This window comes from Rhodococcus sp. 05-2255-3B1 (genome assembly GCF_002258545.1).
GTDB lineage: Bacteria > Actinomycetota > Actinomycetes > Mycobacteriales > Mycobacteriaceae > Rhodococcoides.
This window is the reverse complement of record NZ_NOZC01000007.1, coordinates 423,674-441,937: the sequence shown is the minus strand read 5'-3', so window position 1 is coordinate 441,937 and position 18,264 is coordinate 423,674. Positions and strand designations below refer to the sequence as shown.

The window sequence follows — 18,264 nt, the reverse complement described above, 5'->3', positions numbered from 1 at the left end:
CCGGTTCTACCGACCCGGGATGTACTTCAGCGCCTTGACGAAGGGCGGCATGATCTTCGCCCACAGCTTCGGCGGAAGTCCGCGCGGTCCACCGAGATTGAGCAGACGCGTCGTCGCGATGGTCTGCGACTCGGTGTACTTGAGCAGGCCCTCGGTACCGTGCCTGCGTCCGACACCGGACACGCCCATGCCGCCCATCGGAGCACCGGTGGTGCCCCACGTCGGTGCGTAGCCCTCGTCGACGTTCACGGTGCCCGAATGCAGCCGTGCCGCAATGGCTTCGCCCTGGGCCTTGGTCTTGGCCCACACGCTGGCGTTGAGTCCGTACTCGGTGTCGTTGGCCTTCTCGATGGCCTCGTCGACGTCGGCGACGGGATAGATCGACACCAGCGGCCCGAAGGTCTCGGTTGCCGCGCATTCCATGTCCTCGGTGACGTTCGTCAACAACGTCGGCTCGTAGAACAGCGGGCCGATGTCGGGGCGCGCATTGCCTCCGGCGACGACGGTCGCGCCCTTGACCTTGGCGTCGTCGACGTGGGCCGAGACGGTCTTGATCTGATCCTCGGAGATGAGGCTGCCCATCTCGATGCCGAATTCGTAGTCGGCTCCGAGGCTCATGTTGCGGACCCGCTGACCGAACTTCTCGGTGAACTCCGCGGCGATCGACTTCTCGACGTAGATACGTTCGATGGAGATGCAGAGCTGGCCGGAGTTGGAGAAGCAGGCCCGCACGGCCGCGTCGGACACTTCCCGGAGGTTGGCGCCCTTGGCCACGATCATCGCGTTCTTGCCGCCGAGCTCGGCCGAGAATCCGATGAGTCGACGCCCGGCCTGCTCGGCCAGGAGCTGGCCGGTAGCGGTGGAGCCGGTGAACATGACGTACTCGGTGTTCTCGACGATGGCGGTTCCCACCACCGAACCCGGGCCGGGAACGACGGCGAACAGGTCACGGGGCAGACCGGCCTTGTAGAGCAGTTCGACGCAGGCGAGCGCGCAGTACGGCGTCTGGCTGTCGGGCTTGAGCACGACGCCGTTGCCTGCCAGCAGTGCCGGGATGGCGTCGGACACTGCAAGGGTCATCGGGTAGTTCCACGGGGCGATGATTCCGACGACGCCCTTCGGCTGGTAGCGGACCCGGGTCTTGGTCAGCACGGGCAGCATGCCGGTGACCTTCTTCGGAGCCAGCAGCTTCGCGGCTGTGCGCGCGTAGTGCCGCGCGGTCATCGAGATGTCGAGAACCTCTTCGAGAGCGGCGGCGCGGGACTTGCCGGTCTCGGCCTGCGCCATGTCCATCAGCTCGTCGCGGTGGGCGAGCACCAGGTCGCGGTAGCGGTGGAAGATTTCGGCGCGCTCGGACACGGGCCGCTTGACCCAGGCAGCCTGAGCTGCGCGGACGCGCGCGATCGCGGCGGTCGCATCGGCGGCGGTACCGACCGGGATGGTCGCCAGCTCCTTGCCGGTGAACACCTCGGTGATGGTCTTCGTCGGCCGCGATTCGGCGTCGGGGATGGCGATGAGATCGGCGAGCCGGGTGAAGGTCGCAGCTGACGGTGCTGGCATGGACGGGTCCCTACTGGTGAGTAGTGTTCGGAGTAACAGACAACCTACCTGCTTGCTGGCTCAGTTCACAGACCCGAAATTGCGCCACCGTATGGCACGATGGTCACTGGTCTACCGGACGTCGGGGCGTACGGAGCTACAGGGTGGGAATCACATGCGCAAGGCACTCGTTCTGGCCGGAGCCGCAGCATTGATGCTGTCGTTGGCAGGCCCGGCTCAAGCCGATCCTGTTCAGGACTTCGTCGCTCCCCCTTCGGACCCCGCTGCGTACCTGCCCACCCCCCTGGGCGATGCGTGGTTCGATCCCCCGGCCGGGTACGAGAACCTGCAGCCGGGCACGGTGCTGAACCGTCGAGACGTCGCGGTGACGCCGGAGGCGTCGTCCGTTCAGTTGCTCTTCCGTTCGACCGACTCCAAGAACCGCCCCATCGCGGCGGCGACGACAGTCCTGACGCCCACCGCGCCGTGGTCCGGAGCCGGAGATCGTCCCGTCGTCGCATACAACGAGGCAACGGACTCGCTCGGTAATCAGTGCGCGCCGTCGTACACACTGCCGCGGGGCAACAACAAGGAGATCGATCAGGTTCGAATTCTGCTCGGTCGCGGCTACACGGTGGTCGTCACCGACTATCAGGGTCCTCGACAGGCCTATTCGGCCGGTCTCGTTTCAGGGCATACCGTGCTCGACGGCTTGCGCGCATCGCAGAGCGCGGGGGTGGCTGCGGACGCTCCGATCGGCATCACCGGTTACTCCGGCGGTGCCATCGCCTCGGGTTGGGCCGCGCAGTTGGCTCCGGAATACGCGCCGGAGTTGAACATTGCCGGCGTCGCGTTCGGTGGCCCGCCGACCGACTACAAGATTCTGCAGACGTCACTGAACGGCCAGATCGGATCGGGTCTGTTCACTGCGGCGACGATCGGCCTGTCCCGCGAGTACCCGGAGATGCGGCAGCTCGCCAACGACAACGGCAAGCGACTGGCTCTGGCGCAGAAGGATCAATGCGTGGACGTGTTGTCCTACACGGGACTGCTGCTGCTGGACCAGCGAAACCTCTCCAACGTCCCCGACGTGTTCGAGCATCCGATCACCAAGGCGATCGTCGAGGAGAACCGCATGGGCCAGCGCAAGCCCGACGCACCGATCTACATCTACCAGGGACTGCAGGACTTCCTCATTCCCAAGGAGGGTGCCGAGGCGGTGCAGGACCAGTGGTGCGCAGCGGGGGCGTCGGTCCGGCTCGAAGAGATTCCAGGGGATCATTCTCTGGCGCAGACCAACGGCCGTCCCGGAGCGTACGACTGGCTAGGGCAGCGGCTCGCCGGAGAATCGACCTCCGGGTGCGAGCGCGTCATCCGCTAGGAGTTGCCCCTGCGGAACGACCCGCGAGGCTCGTAGCTTGACCCTCACGTCACGGGAGGCGGCACAGTGTCTTTCGTGAGTGATTCTTCCGCGAACGGTTCGGCCGGCTTGCAGGTCGGGGCAGTCTCGAAGTTGGTGGGTGTCAGTGTCCGAACGCTGCATCATTACGACGAGATCGCGTTGGTGGTGCCGTCGGGCAGAACGCCGAAGGGCTATCGGACGTACTCGTCCGCCGATGTCGAACGGCTGCACCAGGTTCTGACCTACCGCGAACTCGGGTTCCCGCTCGACGCCATCGCGGCGTTGCTCGACGATCCTACGGTCGATGCCATGGCGCATCTACGCCGACAGCGCGACCTACTGAACGAGCGGATCGATCACTTGCACGCAATGGCTGCGGCCGTGGACAAGATGATGGAGGCGAAAAAGATGGGTATGCAACTGACTCCCGAAGAGCAGCGAGAGATCTTCGGCGACAACTGGCCTGGCGAGGAGTACGCCGAGGAAGCCGAGCAACGCTGGGGCGAGACCGACGAGTGGAAGCAGTCGCAGCAGCGGACGGCGTCGTTCACCAAGGACGATTGGAAGGCCGTCAAAGAGGAGACGGATCTACTGGAAGCGGATCTCGCTGCCGCGATGCAGCGGGGTGTGTCGCCGGAGTCCACCGAGGCCGGGCAACTGGCCGAGCGTCACCGGGCGTCGATCGAGCGGTACTACGACTGCGGCTACGAGATGCAGGTGAACCTGGCGGAGATGTACATCGCGGACGAGCGATTCGCCAAGCACTACAACGATATCGCCGACGGTTTGGCGCAGTACCTTCGTGATGTCATTGTCGCGAACGCCGCTCGTCAGGGGTGACGCGGACCATCGCAGAACGCTCGTGTGCGGTCGACCCTCCCCAGACTCCGTGCTTTTCGTCGGAGTCGAGCGCGTGTTGCAGGCAGCGTGCGATCACGGGGCATCGTTCGCACACGAGCTTCGCCTGTCGCTCGAGGCTTTTCAGCGAGTATCCCCGCAATCCCAACGGCGGGTAGAACATCGAGACCGGCATCGAGCGGCAGGCGGCATCGATCTGCCAGTCCCAGTGCTCGGCGATCGGTTGCAGTGCTTGCGCTTTCATCGGCAGTGTCCACCTCTTTCGGATCAGCGATCGAGCAGTCGGCGAGCGTTGCCGGATGTGGTCCCTCGCCAGTTGTCCAGTCCGCCGTTCGCGGCACCGGCGTCGAGTGATTGCAGTTGCTCCTGCACCGCGGCGATCGGCGTGAAGCAGTAGTCGCTGCCGTAGACCAGACGATCGGGGCCGACGGTGGAGAGCAATGCGGGCAGCTGCCTCGGTACAGGAGTTCCGGCGAGGTCGAACCACAAGCGCTGCAGCACATCCGGCGTGGTCGAGGTCCCCAGACCCACCTGGGTTCGGAAGAAATCGACTCGGTCCGCCAGCAGTGGTAGAACTCCGCCGCCGTGAGTGAACACCCAGCGAATGTTGGGGAATCGATCGACCACGCCCAGCAGAAGCAGGTCGATGACGGTTCGTGCTGTGTCGAAGAGGAACTCGATCATCGGTGCCGGACGCCCGAGCGATACTGCCCCCGAATTCGGCGGTGACGTCGGATGTACGAACACGACCGCCGATCGCGCATCGAGCGCCACCAGCAGTGGCGTCAAAGCGGCGTTGCCCAAATACATTCCGCCTGCGTTCGACATCACCGTCACTCCGTCGGCCCCCAGCTGGTCCAGCGCACGGATGGCCTCGACCGTCGAATCGACGACGTTCGGCAGTGGCAAGGACGCGAAGAACCCGAGTCGAGGCCGATTCGCGACCACCCCGGCTCCGAAATCGTTGACCCGTCGAGCCAGTTCGGCCGCTTTTCCGTCGTCACCGAAGTGCACACCGGGCGAGGAGACGGACAGGATCGCGCAGTCGATGCCGCAGCCGTCCATCATCTGCAGGTGCTCATCGACCGACCAGGACGGCCACTTCGGCATGCCGTCGGGAAGGACGATGCCCGACGCGAGAGCTTCGCGGAGATAGAAGTCGGGAACCATGTGCGAGTGGACGTCGACGAGCCCGGCCGACGTGAGGCCGGGGGACGCCGATGCCATGGCGGAGGTCAAGGTCGAGAGGGCAACCCCGGAGATCGTCGCGGCACTGAGAGTGCCCAGCAGCGTTCTGCGATCGATCACAGTGGAGGTCCTCGTTTCGATGCCACCGACTCAACTGACGTTATCGTCACATATGAGATAATCCGCAGTCAACGGTGAGATGTACCAACGAAGATCGGACTAGCATTGCGCGATGACCACCGAACGTACGAAGCCGAGCCCGCTGCAATTTCTGGGGTATTCGTTCGGTCGCACGCTGCCCGAGTCCATGCAGGAGTGGGTACGCAAGGACTTGGTGGGCAACGGAGCGCAGGTCCGCTACATCGCGCGGTTCACGGTGCCCGTCATCCCGCTGCTGTTGTTGTTCTTGTTGATCCCGGGACCGCTGTGGATGTCGCTGGCGATGATGGCCTTGCTGTTCATTCCGCTCGTCTACTTCGCGATCGCATTGATGAACGTCTACCGGCGGCATCGCTTGTTGATCCACGGCCTCGATCCGCAGTTGATCAACGCGAAGGCGCAGAGCCGCGCCGACCGCACTCGAAACGACTACGAACGCCGTCACGGCCGCGGTTGATGTCCGGGCGATAGTCTGTGCCGCATGACTTCACCTGTGGAATTCAAGGCAACAGCTGATCTGGCCGACGAGATCGGTCCCGACATCCGCAGCTGCGACACCCAGTTCATCCAGTACGGCAAGCACACCGAATTCGCGGGCCCCATCACCACCATCCGCTGCTTCCAGGACAACCTGCTGGTGAAGCAGACTCTGAGCGAACCCGGTAACGGTGGCGTTCTGGTGGTCGACGGCGACGCCAGCGTGCACACCGCACTCGTCGGCGACATCATCGCGGGCCGGGGCGTCACCAACGGTTGGGCCGGAGTCATCGTCAACGGCGCGGTGCGAGACTCGGCGATCCTGCGCACGCTCGACATCGGCGTCAAGGCACTGGGCACGAATCCGCGTAAGAGCACACAGACCGGCTCGGGTGAGAAGAACGTGCCGGTCAGCTTCGGCGGCGTCACCTTCACCCCGGGCGAGATCGTCTACAGCGACCACGACGGCGTCGTCGCGGTCTAGTCCGACGCAGAAAGGGACGGCGATTTCGCCGTCCCTTTCTGCGTTTGCCTCTACTTCACGAACGCGAGCAGCGCGTCGTTGACTTCCTGGAAGTGCGTCCACAGCAGTCCGTGCGGTGCGCCGTCGACTTCGACGTACGTGGCCTCCGGGAACACCTTGTGGAACTGACGGCCGGTGGAATCGATCGGCAGGATGTTGTCGGCCGTGCCGTGCAGAATCAGCGTGGGCTTGCCCGATGCGCGTACCTTCTCCACATCGCCGCGGAAGTCCTCGAGCCACGTGGGCACGACGGCGTAGGCGGCCACGGGCGCGCTGTTGGTCGCGGTGTTCCAGCTCGCACGTACCGTGGCCTCGCTGATACGGCTCCCGAGGTTCTCGTCGAGGTTGTAGAAATCCTTGTAGAAGTTGTCGAACCAGGCGAAGCGATCTTCCCGCGCGGCACTGTCGATGCCGCCGAACACCGACTGCGGAACTCCGGTTGGGTTGTCGTCGGTCTGCAGCAGGAACGGCTCGAGTGAGGCGAGAAATGCGAACTTCGCGACGCGATCCGTGCCGTACTTCGCCGCGTACCGAGCGAGTTCGCCTGTGCCCATGGAGAATCCGACCAGGATGACGTCGCGCAGATCCAGTTCGGTCAGAACCTTGTCCAGGTCCGAGGCGAAGGTGTCGTAGTCGTATCCGACGGTCGGCTTGCTGGATTGACCGAAGCCGCGGCGGTCGTAGGTGATGACGCGGTAGCCGGCGTCGAGCAACGCCCGTGACTGACGTTCCCAGGAGTTACCGTCGAGTGGGTAGCCGTGGATGAGGACGACCGGCTGACCGGAGCCGTGATCCTCGTAGTAGACCTCGACGGGGGTGGAGTTCTCGGTTCCGACGTTGATGTACGCCATGATCCTGCCTTCCTGTGTCTTGATCATCGAGCGGGAGAACGGTCGTTCTCTGCGCGTGTAGACTACAGTAGAGAACGTTGGTTCTCTCGGCAAGGGGTATGCGATGACCAGTACGGAAATCGGACGCGCACAGGTGGTGAACGCCGCGGACGCACTGTTCTACGCGCGCGGTATCCAGGCGGTGGGGATGGACGAGTTGCGTGCCAAGGCCGGTATCTCCCTCAAGCGCCTGTACACGCTCTTTCCCTCGAAAACCGCCATCGTCGCCGAGGTTCTTCGTGGTCGTACTCGGCAGTGGAACGACGGCATCAACGCCGAGGCCGCGGCCTACGAGTCACCTCGTCGGAAACTGCTGTCGATCTTCGACTTTCTGGACCACTGGTTCCGGGAGGACGACTTCCGCGGGTGCGCCTTCATCAACTCGTTCGGTGAACTGGGTACAACCATGCCCGAGGTCGCCGACGCGGCACAGCAGCACAAGAAGAACTTCATCGACTACGTCACTCGATTGGCCGTCGAAGCCGGATGCGCTCCGTCGGTGGGACTGCAGATCGCGTTGCTCGCCGAAGGTGCGCAAACCACCGCAGCCATCACCGAACTCACCGAATCTGCCACTGCAGCAAAGGCTGCGGCCGAGGTGCTGCTGGATTCGGGTAAGCAGTAGCGCAGCCCTGGTGTAGGCGGCGCCGAATGTGCCACACTCGACGCCATGACGGCATTCGGCCCCGCTGTTCCGATTCTGCGCATCTTCGACGACGTCGAAGCGCGTGCGTTCTATCTGGACTATCTGGGCTTTTCGGTCGAATGGGAACATCGATTCGAGCCGGATCTGCCGCTGTACATTCGTCTTTCGCGCGGGGACTGCACCCTGGATCTGTCCCAACACTACGGCGACGGCACTCCGGGAACCTCCGTCTGGATACCGATCACCGATGTCGCGTCCTTCAATGCCGAACTGCTCCAGAAGAACAACCCACGCAGCCGACCGGGAATCGATCACGACGCGCCGGGCGGTCCTACCATGACGGTCATAGACCCGTTCTCGAACACCCTCCGCTTCTGCCAGGTGAGTCGCTGACTCATCGAAAATCACTGACATTTGACACTGAAATCATCTGCGGGGCGTCGTTAGCGTCGACGACATGAGCAAGCTACGAATCCTCGCCGCCCTCACAGTGTCGACGTCCCTGCTGGTCGCCGGGTGCTCGTCGACCGATCAGCCGTCGACCGTCGAGCCGAGCACCACCGCACCCTCGAGCGGAACCATCGAGACCGACGACGTTCAGGCAGCATTGGACGCACTGGTCGACGCCGGTTCCGTCGCCGCGGTCGCGCAGGTACGCGACGGCGAGAGTTCGTGGTCGGGAGCCGCAGGGCTCGTCGAGCGCGACGGCACCGAGGCGGCGTCGGCCGACGACCCGGTCCGGATCGCCAGCGTCACCAAGGCGATGGTTGCGGCCGTCGTGCTGCAACTGGTCGACGAGGGGAAACTCGAGCTCGATCAGCAGGTGGACGAGTTGCTTCCCGGGGTGCTACCCAAGCCGGTGACCGTCCGCCAACTGCTCGATCACACCAGTGGGGTTCCGGACTACTTCACCGGATTCGACTCTGCGGAGCAGATTGCCGCCCGTGCGAACGACGCCGTCGCCGACGACGAGTTGATCGCGCAGGCTCTGGCCATGCCCTGGACGAGCGAGCCAGGCCAGGAGTTCAGCTACGCGAACACCAACTATGTTCTTCTCGGACGGATCGTCGCCGAACTGGACGGCAAGTCCATCGGACAAGCGTTGCAGGACAGGATCTTCGATCCGCTGGAGATGGCCGACACGACGTACCCCACCGATTCCGCTCTGGACGAGAACGCGTTGCACGGCTATGTCCTCGAGAACGGAACCTACACCGACGTCACCGATTACGACGCCGGCATCTGGTCATCCGGTGCCGCCGTGGTCTCGACCGTCGGCGACATGAACACCTTCTTCAGAGCACTCTTCGACGGCACACTGATCCCGCAGAACCTTATCGACGAGATGCAGGTCGTGACGCCGTCGACGTACGGACTCGGTCTGCTGCTGGGCGGAGACACGTGCAACCCGGGTTCGGGTGAGCTGGTGTTCGGCAACCGCGGCAACGGCTTCGGCTACCGCACCTACGCGTTCTCGAGCCCGGACGGTCAGCGTCAGGTATCGATGGCCTGGACCACGGCCGGTCCCAACCCGGCCGCCGATCCACTCGAACAGCCTGCCTCCGAAGCATTGATCGCCGGACTCACCTCCACCTGTCCGGCGTAGCACTCACAGCACACTCACCCAGCCGTGCACTTCGTCGCTGGTGAGCGCGGCCTGGTGACGCTTTCGCAGGGTGAGCGTCACCGGGCCTGACTCCTTCGTTCCTACTGCGCGACCGTCGATTTCGTTTACCGGGGCAACTCCCGCCGAGGTGCCGCAGACGAAGACCTCGTCGGCGATGTACAGCTCGGTGAGATCGACGGTGCGCTCCTGAACCGTCAGCCCCTCTTCACGCGCGAGCGTCAGGAGCGTCCGACGGTTGATGCCGTCGAGGATGTCACTGGTGACGTCAGGGGTGATGAGCGTTCCATTGCGGACGAGGAAGATGTTCGCGGCACTGAGCTCGCAGACGTGGCCGTTGATGTCGAGGAAGATGCAGTCGTCGAAGCCACTGTCGATCGCATCCTGTTTGGCCAGAACAGAATTGACGTAGGCTCCGTTCACCTTGGCGCGCGAGGGAATGGCGTTGTCCGGGATGCGTCGCCACACACTCGTTTTCAGACGCATCCCATTCTGCGGAACGATGGGAGTGGCGTCGTACAGGAAGATGGACACGGTGGTGTGCAGGCCACGGACCCGAGTTCCCGGGATCGACTCGTCCACGTGGACGGTGGCCCGAACGTAGACCTCGGTCGTCGGAGCGTTGGCGGCGACCACGTCGCGCGTCGCCTGGACGAACCTCTCGAAGGTCCACTGCGACGCGAAGGTGTCGATGCCGATGATCTTGCAGGACTCGACCAGCCGCTGGTAATGGTCGAGCAACCGAAACGCGGTACGCCGATCACCGTCCACCTGCACCGGGAAGACGGTGTAGACACTGAGCCCGTACAGAACGGCCGAGGTGGCGACTCCGAGAGTCGCGTCCTGCGCGTCGACCAGACGGTCGCCGAAATACACCTTCGAGTGTGGAAGAGCCATGTGGCGATGCTAGCCGCCCATCGAATGCGGGCGACAACGGTTTTTCTTCTCTATCGTCGAGTGCATGAGCGCACGCACCGTACCGACCCGAACCCTGTGGAACGACGGCCCCGAAGTCGGTGCCATAGGCCTCGGATGCATGGGGATGACCTGGGCATACAAGGCCGACGATCAGACGCAGAGCCCCGATCGAGTGATCGGTCATGCCCTCGATCTGGGTGTGAACTTCATCGACACGGCCGATGTGTACGGGCCGTTCACCAACGAGGAAGTTGTCGGAAAAGCCATCGGGAACCGGCGTGACGAGGTGATCCTCGCGACCAAGGGCGGTCTCGTCTCCCACGTCGGCGACGCCGGTGAACCCGTCATTTCGGGCCCCAACGGCAAGCCCGATCACCTTCGGCAGGCCATCGACGATTCGCTGCGCCGCTTGGGCGTCGACCATATCGATCTGTACTACCTCCACCGTCCGGACCCAGAAGTGAACGTGGAGGACAGCATCGGCGCGATGGCCGAGGCCGTGCAGGCAGGAAAGGTGCGTGCACTGGGGGTCTCGGAATTCAGCGTCGAGCAGCTGGATCGAGCCCAGCAGGTGCATCCGATTTCGGCGGTGCAGTCGGAGTTGTCGCTGTGGACACGCGATCACCTTGCCACGTCGCTGAAGTGGACGCAGGACAACGGTGCGGCGTTCGTCCCGTTCTCACCGTTGGGCCGCGGATTCCTCACCGGCAACTTCCGCGGAACCACCCCTGCCGCAGACGATTTCCGATCGCGATTGCCACGCTTCAGCCAGGACAACCTCGATGCGAACCTCGTGATCGTCGACGCCATCGCGGGTGTCGCCGACGACCTCGGTGCGACGCCTGCACAGGTGGCCTTGGCCTGGGTTCTTGCGCAGGGCGAGCACGTGGTGCCGATTCCCGGTACTCGACGCACGTCGCGTCTCGACGAGAACGCAGGAGCGGCGACGCTGACCTTGAGCCCGGATCACCTTGCGGCACTGGACGCTCTGCCTGCACCCGCCGGTAGTCGCTATTGAGATCGTCCGCGTCGACCCTGCCGCCGATCGGGGGCTCGCCGAACGGATTCTCGCGGTGCAGAAGAGTTCGTATGCAGTCGAGGCGCGACTGATCGGCGACGAGCGAATCCCGCTGCTGCACGAGTCGGTGGACGATCTGTGCGCTGCGCAGGTCCACTGGCTCGTCGCGCAGGACCAGCACGACATCCTCGGGGCTGCAGCGTGGTCCGAGGCTGAGATCGACCGCCTGGTCGTTGCTCCATACGCCCATCGGCGAGGCATCGGTAGGGCATTGGTCGGCACAATGCTGGAATCGATTGTCGCACAACGCGTGCGTGTGGCCACCGGGCGAGACAATCCACCGGCACGCACGTTGTACGAGGCCTTCGGCTTCGTGCACACCGAGGACACTCAGGTACTGCCCGGGCTGTGGCTCGCCCGCTACGAACTCGTCCGCTGATCAGAGTCAACGGCTTTCGGTCCAGGGCCTGTCCCCACCCGACTCGGCGAGGATCATTCCGACGTTTGAGCGGTACCGAAGATGGGCCAGCAGATTTCGGTTGCGGTGAACGCATACGGCTCCGATGGCGTTGCGCCGATGTAGTGTTCGCGGATCGGTCCTCGGCCGCTCACCAGTCGTTCGTTCACGTACGTCCCCAGGGCCGCGTAGCTGCGGTCGATGCCCTCGTGACCGCCGGAGTGTGTGAGGACCGCGAACTGGGTCTCGGGTAGGACCTGGGCCCGGATACCGTCCGGAGGGTCCGCCGATCCTGGAGCTGCGACGAACAGCGTTGCTTCGCCCCGGGATTCGAGGAAGAGTGCCCGGTCGTACAGGCCGCCCGGCACGACCTCGGAGTCGTCGCCTGTCGCCGCGACTGCATCTCGCAGTTTCCCGACCGTCACCGCGAACCAGCTGTCGATCTCGGCGACCTCGATGGTGGTGCCGATGGACCACACGGCGAGGGCCGGCTCGAGGCGCAGTTCGATCTCGGCGGGTGCGTGCACGGGCGAGAGTAGTTCGCGCAGCGCGCCGACGGTATCGCGAGTGTGCTGTAGCTGCATCTCCATCCGTTCGAGATGACTCGTGAGGATCTCGGTGCGGGCCGCGGCGTCGTCTGCACTCAGCAGCGCCTTGATGTCCGGGATGGACATGCCGAGCGATCGGAATCGGCGAATGATGTGTGCGTGATCGACCTGGCTGGTGTCGTAGAAGCGGTAACCGGTGTGTGCGTCGACGAGAGTCGGTTCGAGGATCCCGATCTCGTGGTAGTGGCGTAGCGCTTTTCTGCTGAGGCTGGTCATCACTGCGAAGTCGCCGATCGAGACCTGTGCGCCCATGGCGTCCTCCTGTCCGTAGCACCGTTCGCATTGTCGGTTGGGCCCATCGTGAAGTTTCCCCCTAGGGCAAGGTCAACAGGAAGCCGGGACCGAGTGTCGGTTACGGATACCGGTACAGACCCAGTGTTGACATTCCCCTTGGGGGAAGCATCACCGTGGGGTCATGACAACAGAATGGGATGGACTCCCGGACAACGTGAAGACGTTCATGACCGCACTCGACGCCCGACAGGGCGCGCGAGCGCTCACCGTGTTCACCGCGGACGCCGTGGTGACCGATGAGGGCCACGACCACTCCGGCCGTGACGAGATCGAGACATGGCTGACCGCCTCGGTCAGCGAGAGCGAATACACCTACACAACAGAGTTCACCGGGGCGACCACGACCGGCCCGACAGTCGACGTCGTGCAGCACCTGGAAGGCAACTTCCCCGGGGGAGTCGTCGACCTGCACTACCGCTTCACGCTGGACGGCGCGCTGATCGACCGCTTGGTGATCGAGCCATGAGCAAGCGATGGTTCATCACCGGTGGCACACCGGGCGGCTTCGGCATGGCCTACGCCGAGGTGGCGCTGGAGGCAGGAGACCGCGTGGTACTCACCGCCCGGCGCCCGGAGGAACTGACGTCGTGGGCCGAGCAGTACGGTGACCGCGTTCTCGTCGTGCCCATGGATGTCACCGACGCGGAACAGGTTGCACGAGCAGTACGAACAGCCGAAGAGCACTTCGGCGGTATCGACGTGCTGGTCAACAACGCCGGCCGCGGCTGGTACGGATCGATCGAGGGAATGAGCGAGACCTCGATACGGGCGATGTTCGAGCTGAATTTCTTCGCCGTACTGTCCGTGACCCGCGCAGTGCTACCAGGTATGCGCGCCCACGGAAGCGGGTGGATCGTCAACGTGTCCTCGGTGGCCGGACTCGTGGCGGCAGTCGGATTCGGCTACTACAGCGCCACGAAATACGCGATCGAGGCCGTCACCGATGCGCTGCGCCAGGAGGTCGCCGAGCACGGCATCTCCGTGTTGGCGGTCGAACCAGGGGCGTTCCGCACGAACGCGTACGCCGGATTCGCCGAAGAGCCGGTCTTGGAGGTGATTCCGGAGTACCACGACATGGTGCAACAGGTGCGGGCCGCCTTCGTCGACATGAACGGGGTGCAACCGGGAGATCCGCATCGCGGTGCCCATGCGGTGATCGCAGCGATGACCCAGGACCCGCCGCCACGCCGACTGATCCTGGGCAACAGCGGGTACGACGCCGTCATCGACGCGTTGGAACAGAACCTGAGCGACATACGATCGAACGAGACACTCGCTCGTAGTGCGGATTTCCCGCATAGCGGGACCGCCGAAGCAACGTACGACACCGAGCATCCGGCGCATCCGGGCCTGAATGTTGCTCGGATGGCGACGGATTCGAGGGTGGGCGTCGACTGGACCGACCCGGCGTAGCTCACCTTCGCGACGAGACGGATCGAGACTGTTCCGAGTGGTGGCTGAGCTACCGTCTCGGGTATGGCTTCTGCCGGTGGTGCCGTCACAGTCCTGCTGTCCTTGATGGCGTTACTGTCGATCGCCCGTGACCGCACCATGGGCTATCGGCCGAAGCTGGCGTGGGCATTCGTAGTGGTGGTCCTTCCGATCATCGGGCCGGTCCTGTGGTTCGTAGTCGGCAAGCGCTATCCCTACGGACCGAGCGGCGGCAACAGATGACAGTTCAATATCCAGTCGCGTTGCGCAGGTCGATGTTCACCAGATGACTCACCTGGTCGCGTAGCCACTCCACGGTCTGCGGATCGGGCACGGGCGGGTGGGCCAACAGCGTCCAGCGCAACCGGGTTTCTGGAGTCAGGTCGAACTGAACGAGGACGCCGGGGAGGCTCGGCCACGGCGAACTCCACACAACGCGGTCGAACTCGCTGCTCTCGACGATTCGAGGCAGAGCGGCACCCTCGAACATCACCGGCCAGGCGAACCCCTGGTTCTTCGGATGCACATCTGGGCGCATGAGCGCCTTCCACACGAAGCGGACCGGCGGCGACAGTACTGCCGTCCTGCTCGCGAGAACCATCATGAACCCACCGTACGCAACTGCTTTCGACGATTCCTGCCTGGAGCTGGGTCGATCTCTCGGCTTACAGCACGCCGCCCGTCCGGACGTGCGCGCACGCTCGACAAGGCCGCGCGTTGCGCTGGCTTCAGGCAGGACTGTGCCCGAGACTGGTTCGGACCGTCAGGCGGGTTGTCGTGGTTCTTCGTCGCCGGTGTCGTTGTGGTTGTTGCTGTGGTTGTGGTCGTCGGGTGGGTAGAGGACTTCTTCTGGGTGGTGGGCGTGATTGATCAGGCCTCGGCGTTTGGGATCCATTCCGGCGGGTGGGTGCCACAGGGTGCGGCCCGGGTACCGGTGTCCTGCTCCGGTTTTGGTGGTGGCCCACTTGCCGGGGCCGGTGCCGACGAGTGCGTGGTGCATGTCGCAGCCGAAGGTGAGGGAGTCGATGTCGGTGTAGCCGCCGGTGTTCCAGTCGGTGACGTGGTGGGCTTGGCACCAGGTCGCCGGGCGGGTGCAGGAGGGGAAGCTGCAGCCGCGGTCGCGGGCGATGAGCACGATGCGTTGGTCGGCGGAGGCGATGCGTTTGGAGCGGCCGAGGTAGAGGGCTCGGCCGTGGTCGTCGAAGATCGTCAGGTAGTGGTGGGCGTGCGAGGCCATGCGGATCGCGTCGCGGATCGACACCCGTGATCCGGTGGCGGTCATGGCGTAGCCGCAGCCGGCTTCGAGGTCTTTGAGGGTCATGGTGACGATGGCGGTGACGGGTAGGCCTCGGTGGGTGCCGAGGGTGCCGGAGGCGAGTGTCTGACGGAGCGCGAGTTTGAGGGCGTCGTGTTGGCGTTCGCGTTGGGTGCGGATATCCCGCGCGGCGGCAGCGTCGCGCGTTGCAGTCTTGTCCTGCGCTGCCGTGTTCGGGCCTGCATCGTCGGCGTCGCCGTCGCCGTCGGTATCGGTTTCGGATTCGGAGTCGGCAATGTCGTCGGGTTCGGCTGTGTCGTCGTGTCCTGTGCCGCAACCGCAACCGCAGTCGATGCCGTCGCCGCACCGGCCGTCACCGTCGCATGGACCGTCGCCCCACAGTCCCGCATCGCTCGTCGGACCATCGTCCGGCTGTGGGTGCGGTGGGGTGTCGGTATCGCGGACACCACCCGATGGAGGCGAATCCGGTTCGGTGGCTGCAGGATCGGGACGCGCACCGTCACTCTCGGCACCAGGGGTCGTGCTGTCCTTGCCGCCGGAAGTGCTGTCGGTCTCGTCGGTCTCTTCATGGACGACGGACGTCGGGTCTGCGGGGTTGTTGACGCCCGGTTTCGCGGCTTTGGAGAACAGGGCTTCGAGGTAGGCCCGTAGTTCGGGGTCGACGCAGAATTTTCCTTCGGACATTCCGTCGGCACCCTGCTCACCGAGGTAGAAGAACGCATCCCTGCGTTTCGGTGGTTTCGGTGGCTTCCCGTCTTCGTCTTCGTCCTCGTCTTCGTCGTGGTCGCCGTCGGGATTGAGGATCGAATCCAGGTGCGCCACCAACGGTGCGAAATCGTCGGGTCGCCTGGTCGAGGCGTAGCCCGCCAGTTGCTCGTCGGCGAGCTCGCGCGTCTGCGGATCGACATCCCGGGGCAGATGGCGGAAGAATTCGCGGATCATCTGCACATGCTTGGCATCGAGTAACCCCGCCCGCAACGCTCCCGCGGTGTGCGGCAGCAACGGCGGCAGGACTTCACCGGAGAAGGCGGTGCGGTCACCCAACTCGGCAGCCAGACGGACCCGAGCACCTGCTGCTCGTGGGGTGATCCGCAGCATCCACGCCACCGACGACGGCACCGATCCCGGATACACATCGAGCCCGTGCTGAGAGATCAGCTCGTTGAGCCAGGTGTACGAGTACGCGGTCAGCGATCTGGTCAGCATCTCCATCCGTTGGATCACCGCGCGCCGGTCCGCGTTCGTCCACGACACCGACGCCTGCCCGGCCAACTCCGCGATCGCGGATTCCACTCGGTCGACCAACACAGACAAGTCGGGATCGGACACCTCAGGGGCGGGCGGCACCGTCTCGATGCCGTCCACCCCTGATCCGCCGTCCCCCGAAAGCATGCACAGAATCTATCGCGACCCACCGACAAAATTTCGAACAGACGTTCTCCGTATGGCCGTACCGCAGATCGGTAGCGTGGTGACATATGCATTGGAGCGGTTCGCGGGCTGAGGCTCTGTATCGACCGGAACGAGTAAGGACACACAATGACCGTGCGGGCGTCCAGCGATCCTTCGGCCGCCGACTGGCTCGTTCACGCAGAGCGCGATTGGTGGGACCTCGCGGTCCGAGGTCCGCTGGGGTACCCGAGCTATGCGCGGCTACGGTTCATTCCCGATCCGACGTACCCCGGTCAGCGTGAGGGCGAAGCAGACGCTCCGTACGACGAGCGTTCGGAGACCGAACAATTGGCGACAGTCGTCGCTACGCTGTCGAAGCACACGACCAAACCGGAGGACTGCTACTTCTGCGTATGGGAAGGCTGGGGCGGACTCGAGGTTCATGGTGCCGCGCGAATTGCCCTCCCGGAACGGGAAGCGTTTCTGTTCAGGGGACCTGCCCTGGACTTACAGCAGTGGGAGCAGGCACTCGATCCCCCGGGTCCCGAAGGATTGCCGATTCCCTCGTTCGTCTGGCCCGGCGACCGCTCCTGGTGCATTGCAAACGACGTCGACCCTCACTTCGCCACCATCGGTGCCAGCTCAGCGGCGATCGAGGACGTTCTCGCGGACCCTCGAGTCGACACTGTCATCGACGATCCTGCCAGACCACAACCTTGGTACAGCCAGTGAATACTGCCGGCACAGAATGGTCGAACGCTGATCTGCAACAGGATGTCTCGGAAGCAGGCTGGGTAGATGACAGTCTGAAAGTCGTCGCCGAAACCACGGTGGGCTCGCTGGTCCCCACTGTGTTCGACGCCTATGCGCTCATCGACTATCCCGCTCGTAACGGGAGGCCGAACCCCTTGTCGCCGGCGAAAACCGTTGCAGCCTCGCATGTTCAGCTGGTTTCCATCATCGAGGTACTCGCCCGAACCACGAACACACCGAACGAATGCTGGTTCGCGGTCTGGGAAGGCAACACCGGACTCGACGACATTCGCGAAACGGCACCGACCGCGAATATCGCCGGTTACAACTACTTCCTGGTTCGAGGTCCCGTCTCACGCGCAGCGGACACCCTTGGTGGGTTGTCGCCGAATCTCTGGTGGCCCGCGGACCACGCATGGTGCGTGGCTCAGCACTTCGACTTCCCGTGCGCATATCTCGGAGGCAGCACGGATACCGTTGCGGACCTCCTCGAACTCACCGACGTCGAGTCCCGATCGGTCCGCGTCGACCAGATCATCACCGCGGACCAGCACGACGACCGAGAAACCTCACCCATCGAACGCAACAGTCTCGACGACTGATGCGTCCCATCGAACTCCGAATCCCTTAGGTAACGAACCCCGTTGGTAGTACTCCAACGCGCCGTACGGTGCCACACTGAACACGCCTGGGTGACGAGTCGCGATCCATGCCTCACGTTGCGCGAGAAAGCCGGCGCGATCGACCACTCGAAGGTTGCCCCGCGGTCTCGTCTTGTGGTCCAACCACAGGTATCTGTCCCACACCAAGC

General features: G+C 64.1%; 22 protein-coding genes. 14 read left to right on the top strand and 8 right to left on the bottom strand.

Going from position 1 to position 18,264, the window contains the following annotated elements; translation table 11 throughout:
* Nucleotides 1-6: 6 nt before the first annotated feature.
* Complete coding sequence (locus tag CH249_RS06390) at nucleotides 7-1,560, bottom strand: succinic semialdehyde dehydrogenase (protein WP_032397109.1); 1,554 nt, start codon at nucleotides 1,558-1,560, stop codon at nucleotides 7-9.
* Nucleotides 1,561-1,714: 154 nt separating this feature from the next.
* Here CH249_RS06390 and CH249_RS06385 point away from each other — a divergent pair, with 154 nt between their 5' ends.
* Together CH249_RS06385 and CH249_RS06380 are read left to right on the top strand one after the other, a co-directional pair.
* Nucleotides 1,715-2,920 carry a lipase family protein gene (locus CH249_RS06385; RefSeq protein ID WP_045197934.1) on the top strand — a complete coding sequence of 402 codons (1,206 nt, stop codon included), beginning with the start codon at nucleotides 1,715-1,717 and terminating at the stop codon, nucleotides 2,918-2,920.
* A gap of 66 nt (nucleotides 2,921-2,986) precedes the next feature.
* On the top strand, nucleotides 2,987-3,781 hold the full coding sequence (locus CH249_RS06380) for a MerR family transcriptional regulator (protein WP_256980405.1): 795 nt from the start codon (nucleotides 2,987-2,989) through the stop codon (nucleotides 3,779-3,781).
* Here the strand turns inward: CH249_RS06380 and CH249_RS06375 are convergent.
* The gene (locus CH249_RS06375) at nucleotides 3,750-4,043 is read right to left on the bottom strand and encodes a WhiB family transcriptional regulator (RefSeq protein ID WP_032397107.1); all 294 of its coding nucleotides are present in this window, start codon (nucleotides 4,041-4,043) and stop codon (nucleotides 3,750-3,752) included. The genes CH249_RS06380 and CH249_RS06375 overlap by 32 nt on opposite strands.
* 23 nt (nucleotides 4,044-4,066) lie before the next feature.
* Entirely contained in the window at nucleotides 4,067-5,107 is a 1,041-nt protein-coding gene (locus tag CH249_RS06370; protein WP_256988142.1) for an amidohydrolase family protein, read from the bottom strand.
* A gap of 112 nt (nucleotides 5,108-5,219) precedes the next feature.
* Between CH249_RS06370 and CH249_RS06365 the strand changes: the two genes are divergently transcribed.
* Both CH249_RS06365 and rraA read left to right on the top strand, forming a co-directional pair.
* Complete coding sequence (locus tag CH249_RS06365; RefSeq protein ID WP_032397106.1) at nucleotides 5,220-5,603, top strand: DUF5313 family protein; 384 nt, start codon at nucleotides 5,220-5,222, stop codon at nucleotides 5,601-5,603.
* A gap of 24 nt (nucleotides 5,604-5,627) precedes the next feature.
* Entirely contained in the window at nucleotides 5,628-6,107 is a 480-nt protein-coding gene (rraA, locus tag CH249_RS06360; protein ID WP_032397105.1) for a ribonuclease E activity regulator RraA, read from the top strand.
* 50 nt (nucleotides 6,108-6,157) lie between these two features.
* Here rraA and CH249_RS06355 read toward each other — a convergent pair whose 3' ends face one another.
* Nucleotides 6,158-6,997: an alpha/beta fold hydrolase gene (locus CH249_RS06355; protein WP_094682515.1), complete on the bottom strand. Its 840-nt coding sequence runs from the start codon at nucleotides 6,995-6,997 to the stop codon at nucleotides 6,158-6,160.
* Between the two features lie 103 nt (nucleotides 6,998-7,100).
* On the opposite strand from CH249_RS06355, the gene CH249_RS06350 reads away from it, so the two are divergent.
* The 3 genes from CH249_RS06350 (at nucleotide 7,101) to CH249_RS06340 (ending at nucleotide 9,288) form a co-directional block, all read left to right on the top strand.
* Nucleotides 7,101-7,661 carry a TetR/AcrR family transcriptional regulator gene (locus CH249_RS06350; protein ID WP_032397375.1) on the top strand — a complete coding sequence of 187 codons (561 nt, stop codon included), beginning with the start codon at nucleotides 7,101-7,103 and terminating at the stop codon, nucleotides 7,659-7,661.
* Between the two features lie 45 nt (nucleotides 7,662-7,706).
* Complete coding sequence (locus CH249_RS06345) at nucleotides 7,707-8,075, top strand: glyoxalase superfamily protein (RefSeq protein ID WP_032397103.1); 369 nt, start codon at nucleotides 7,707-7,709, stop codon at nucleotides 8,073-8,075.
* A 64-nt stretch (nucleotides 8,076-8,139) separates the two neighbouring features.
* Nucleotides 8,140-9,288: a serine hydrolase gene (locus CH249_RS06340; RefSeq protein ID WP_094629278.1), complete on the top strand. Its 1,149-nt coding sequence runs from the start codon at nucleotides 8,140-8,142 to the stop codon at nucleotides 9,286-9,288.
* Nucleotides 9,289-9,291: 3 nt separating this feature from the next.
* Here CH249_RS06340 and CH249_RS06335 read toward each other — a convergent pair whose 3' ends face one another.
* Nucleotides 9,292-10,203: an aminotransferase class IV gene (locus CH249_RS06335; RefSeq protein WP_179273155.1), complete on the bottom strand. Its 912-nt coding sequence runs from the start codon at nucleotides 10,201-10,203 to the stop codon at nucleotides 9,292-9,294.
* A gap of 64 nt (nucleotides 10,204-10,267) precedes the next feature.
* Between CH249_RS06335 and CH249_RS06330 the strand changes: the two genes are divergently transcribed.
* Together CH249_RS06330 and CH249_RS06325 are read left to right on the top strand one after the other, a co-directional pair.
* Nucleotides 10,268-11,242, top strand: a complete 975-nt coding sequence (locus tag CH249_RS06330; RefSeq protein WP_094629277.1) for an aldo/keto reductase — start codon at nucleotides 10,268-10,270, stop codon at nucleotides 11,240-11,242.
* 55 nt (nucleotides 11,243-11,297) lie between these two features.
* A complete protein-coding gene (locus CH249_RS06325) occupies nucleotides 11,298-11,681 on the top strand; it encodes a GNAT family N-acetyltransferase (protein WP_176459084.1) in 384 nt (127 codons plus the stop codon).
* A 53-nt stretch (nucleotides 11,682-11,734) separates the two neighbouring features.
* On the opposite strand, the gene CH249_RS06320 is transcribed toward CH249_RS06325, so the two are convergent.
* A complete protein-coding gene (locus CH249_RS06320) occupies nucleotides 11,735-12,559 on the bottom strand; it encodes a MerR family transcriptional regulator (protein ID WP_094682373.1) in 825 nt (274 codons plus the stop codon).
* A 163-nt stretch (nucleotides 12,560-12,722) separates the two neighbouring features.
* Here CH249_RS06320 and CH249_RS06315 point away from each other — a divergent pair, with 163 nt between their 5' ends.
* The 3 genes from CH249_RS06315 (at nucleotide 12,723) to CH249_RS06305 (ending at nucleotide 14,275) form a co-directional block, all read left to right on the top strand.
* Nucleotides 12,723-13,067 carry a nuclear transport factor 2 family protein gene (locus CH249_RS06315; RefSeq protein WP_179273154.1) on the top strand — a complete coding sequence of 115 codons (345 nt, stop codon included), beginning with the start codon at nucleotides 12,723-12,725 and terminating at the stop codon, nucleotides 13,065-13,067.
* Nucleotides 13,064-14,014 carry an SDR family NAD(P)-dependent oxidoreductase gene (locus CH249_RS06310; RefSeq protein ID WP_094682374.1) on the top strand — a complete coding sequence of 317 codons (951 nt, stop codon included), beginning with the start codon at nucleotides 13,064-13,066 and terminating at the stop codon, nucleotides 14,012-14,014. Before CH249_RS06315 ends, CH249_RS06310 begins: the two co-directional genes overlap by 4 nt.
* Nucleotides 14,015-14,077: 63 nt before the next feature.
* Nucleotides 14,078-14,275 carry a PLD nuclease N-terminal domain-containing protein gene (locus tag CH249_RS06305; protein WP_094682375.1) on the top strand — a complete coding sequence of 66 codons (198 nt, stop codon included), beginning with the start codon at nucleotides 14,078-14,080 and terminating at the stop codon, nucleotides 14,273-14,275.
* A gap of 4 nt (nucleotides 14,276-14,279) precedes the next feature.
* On the opposite strand, the gene CH249_RS06300 is transcribed toward CH249_RS06305, so the two are convergent.
* Together CH249_RS06300 and CH249_RS06295 are read right to left on the bottom strand one after the other, a co-directional pair.
* The gene (locus CH249_RS06300; protein ID WP_094682376.1) at nucleotides 14,280-14,636 is read right to left on the bottom strand and encodes a hypothetical protein; all 357 of its coding nucleotides are present in this window, start codon (nucleotides 14,634-14,636) and stop codon (nucleotides 14,280-14,282) included.
* Between the two features lie 159 nt (nucleotides 14,637-14,795).
* Nucleotides 14,796-16,700 (bottom strand): HNH endonuclease signature motif containing protein, encoded by a 1,905-nt coding sequence (locus CH249_RS06295; protein ID WP_094698901.1) that lies wholly within the window; start codon nucleotides 16,698-16,700, stop codon nucleotides 14,796-14,798.
* Between the two features lie 147 nt (nucleotides 16,701-16,847).
* On the opposite strand from CH249_RS06295, the gene CH249_RS06290 reads away from it, so the two are divergent.
* Together CH249_RS06290 and CH249_RS06285 are read left to right on the top strand one after the other, a co-directional pair.
* Nucleotides 16,848-17,432: a hypothetical protein gene (locus CH249_RS06290; protein WP_094682378.1), complete on the top strand. Its 585-nt coding sequence runs from the start codon at nucleotides 16,848-16,850 to the stop codon at nucleotides 17,430-17,432.
* Entirely contained in the window at nucleotides 17,429-18,055 is a 627-nt protein-coding gene (locus CH249_RS06285; RefSeq protein ID WP_094682379.1) for a hypothetical protein, read from the top strand. Before CH249_RS06290 ends, CH249_RS06285 begins: the two co-directional genes overlap by 4 nt.
* Nucleotides 18,056-18,264 lie beyond the last annotated feature (209 nt).

What these genes read in the sequence shown, in the direction of transcription:
- CH249_RS06390 (WP_032397109.1), bottom strand. Translation starts at nt 1,560, where the DNA reads ATGCCAGCACCGTCAGCTGCGACCTTCACCCGGCTCGCCGATCTCATC.
- CH249_RS06385 (WP_045197934.1), top strand. Translation starts at nt 1,715, where the DNA reads ATGCGCAAGGCACTCGTTCTGGCCGGAGCCGCAGCATTGATGCTGTCG.
- CH249_RS06375 (WP_032397107.1), bottom strand. Translation starts at nt 4,043, where the DNA reads ATGAAAGCGCAAGCACTGCAACCGATCGCCGAGCACTGGGACTGGCAG.
- CH249_RS06365 (WP_032397106.1), top strand. Translation starts at nt 5,220, where the DNA reads ATGACCACCGAACGTACGAAGCCGAGCCCGCTGCAATTTCTGGGGTAT.
- rraA (WP_032397105.1), top strand. Translation starts at nt 5,628, where the DNA reads ATGACTTCACCTGTGGAATTCAAGGCAACAGCTGATCTGGCCGACGAG.
- CH249_RS06355 (WP_094682515.1), bottom strand. Translation starts at nt 6,997, where the DNA reads ATGGCGTACATCAACGTCGGAACCGAGAACTCCACCCCCGTCGAGGTC.
- CH249_RS06350 (WP_032397375.1), top strand. Translation starts at nt 7,101, where the DNA reads ATGACCAGTACGGAAATCGGACGCGCACAGGTGGTGAACGCCGCGGAC.
- CH249_RS06345 (WP_032397103.1), top strand. Translation starts at nt 7,707, where the DNA reads ATGACGGCATTCGGCCCCGCTGTTCCGATTCTGCGCATCTTCGACGAC.
- CH249_RS06340 (WP_094629278.1), top strand. Translation starts at nt 8,140, where the DNA reads ATGAGCAAGCTACGAATCCTCGCCGCCCTCACAGTGTCGACGTCCCTG.
- CH249_RS06335 (WP_179273155.1), bottom strand. Translation starts at nt 10,203, where the DNA reads ATGGCTCTTCCACACTCGAAGGTGTATTTCGGCGACCGTCTGGTCGAC.
- CH249_RS06330 (WP_094629277.1), top strand. Translation starts at nt 10,268, where the DNA reads ATGAGCGCACGCACCGTACCGACCCGAACCCTGTGGAACGACGGCCCC.
- CH249_RS06320 (WP_094682373.1), bottom strand. Translation starts at nt 12,559, where the DNA reads ATGGGCGCACAGGTCTCGATCGGCGACTTCGCAGTGATGACCAGCCTC.
- CH249_RS06315 (WP_179273154.1), top strand. Translation starts at nt 12,723, where the DNA reads ATGACAACAGAATGGGATGGACTCCCGGACAACGTGAAGACGTTCATG.
- CH249_RS06310 (WP_094682374.1), top strand. Translation starts at nt 13,064, where the DNA reads ATGAGCAAGCGATGGTTCATCACCGGTGGCACACCGGGCGGCTTCGGC.
- CH249_RS06305 (WP_094682375.1), top strand. Translation starts at nt 14,078, where the DNA reads ATGGCTTCTGCCGGTGGTGCCGTCACAGTCCTGCTGTCCTTGATGGCG.
- CH249_RS06300 (WP_094682376.1), bottom strand. Translation starts at nt 14,636, where the DNA reads ATGATGGTTCTCGCGAGCAGGACGGCAGTACTGTCGCCGCCGGTCCGC.
- CH249_RS06295 (WP_094698901.1), bottom strand. Translation starts at nt 16,700, where the DNA reads ATGCTTTCGGGGGACGGCGGATCAGGGGTGGACGGCATCGAGACGGTG.
- CH249_RS06290 (WP_094682378.1), top strand. Translation starts at nt 16,848, where the DNA reads ATGACCGTGCGGGCGTCCAGCGATCCTTCGGCCGCCGACTGGCTCGTT.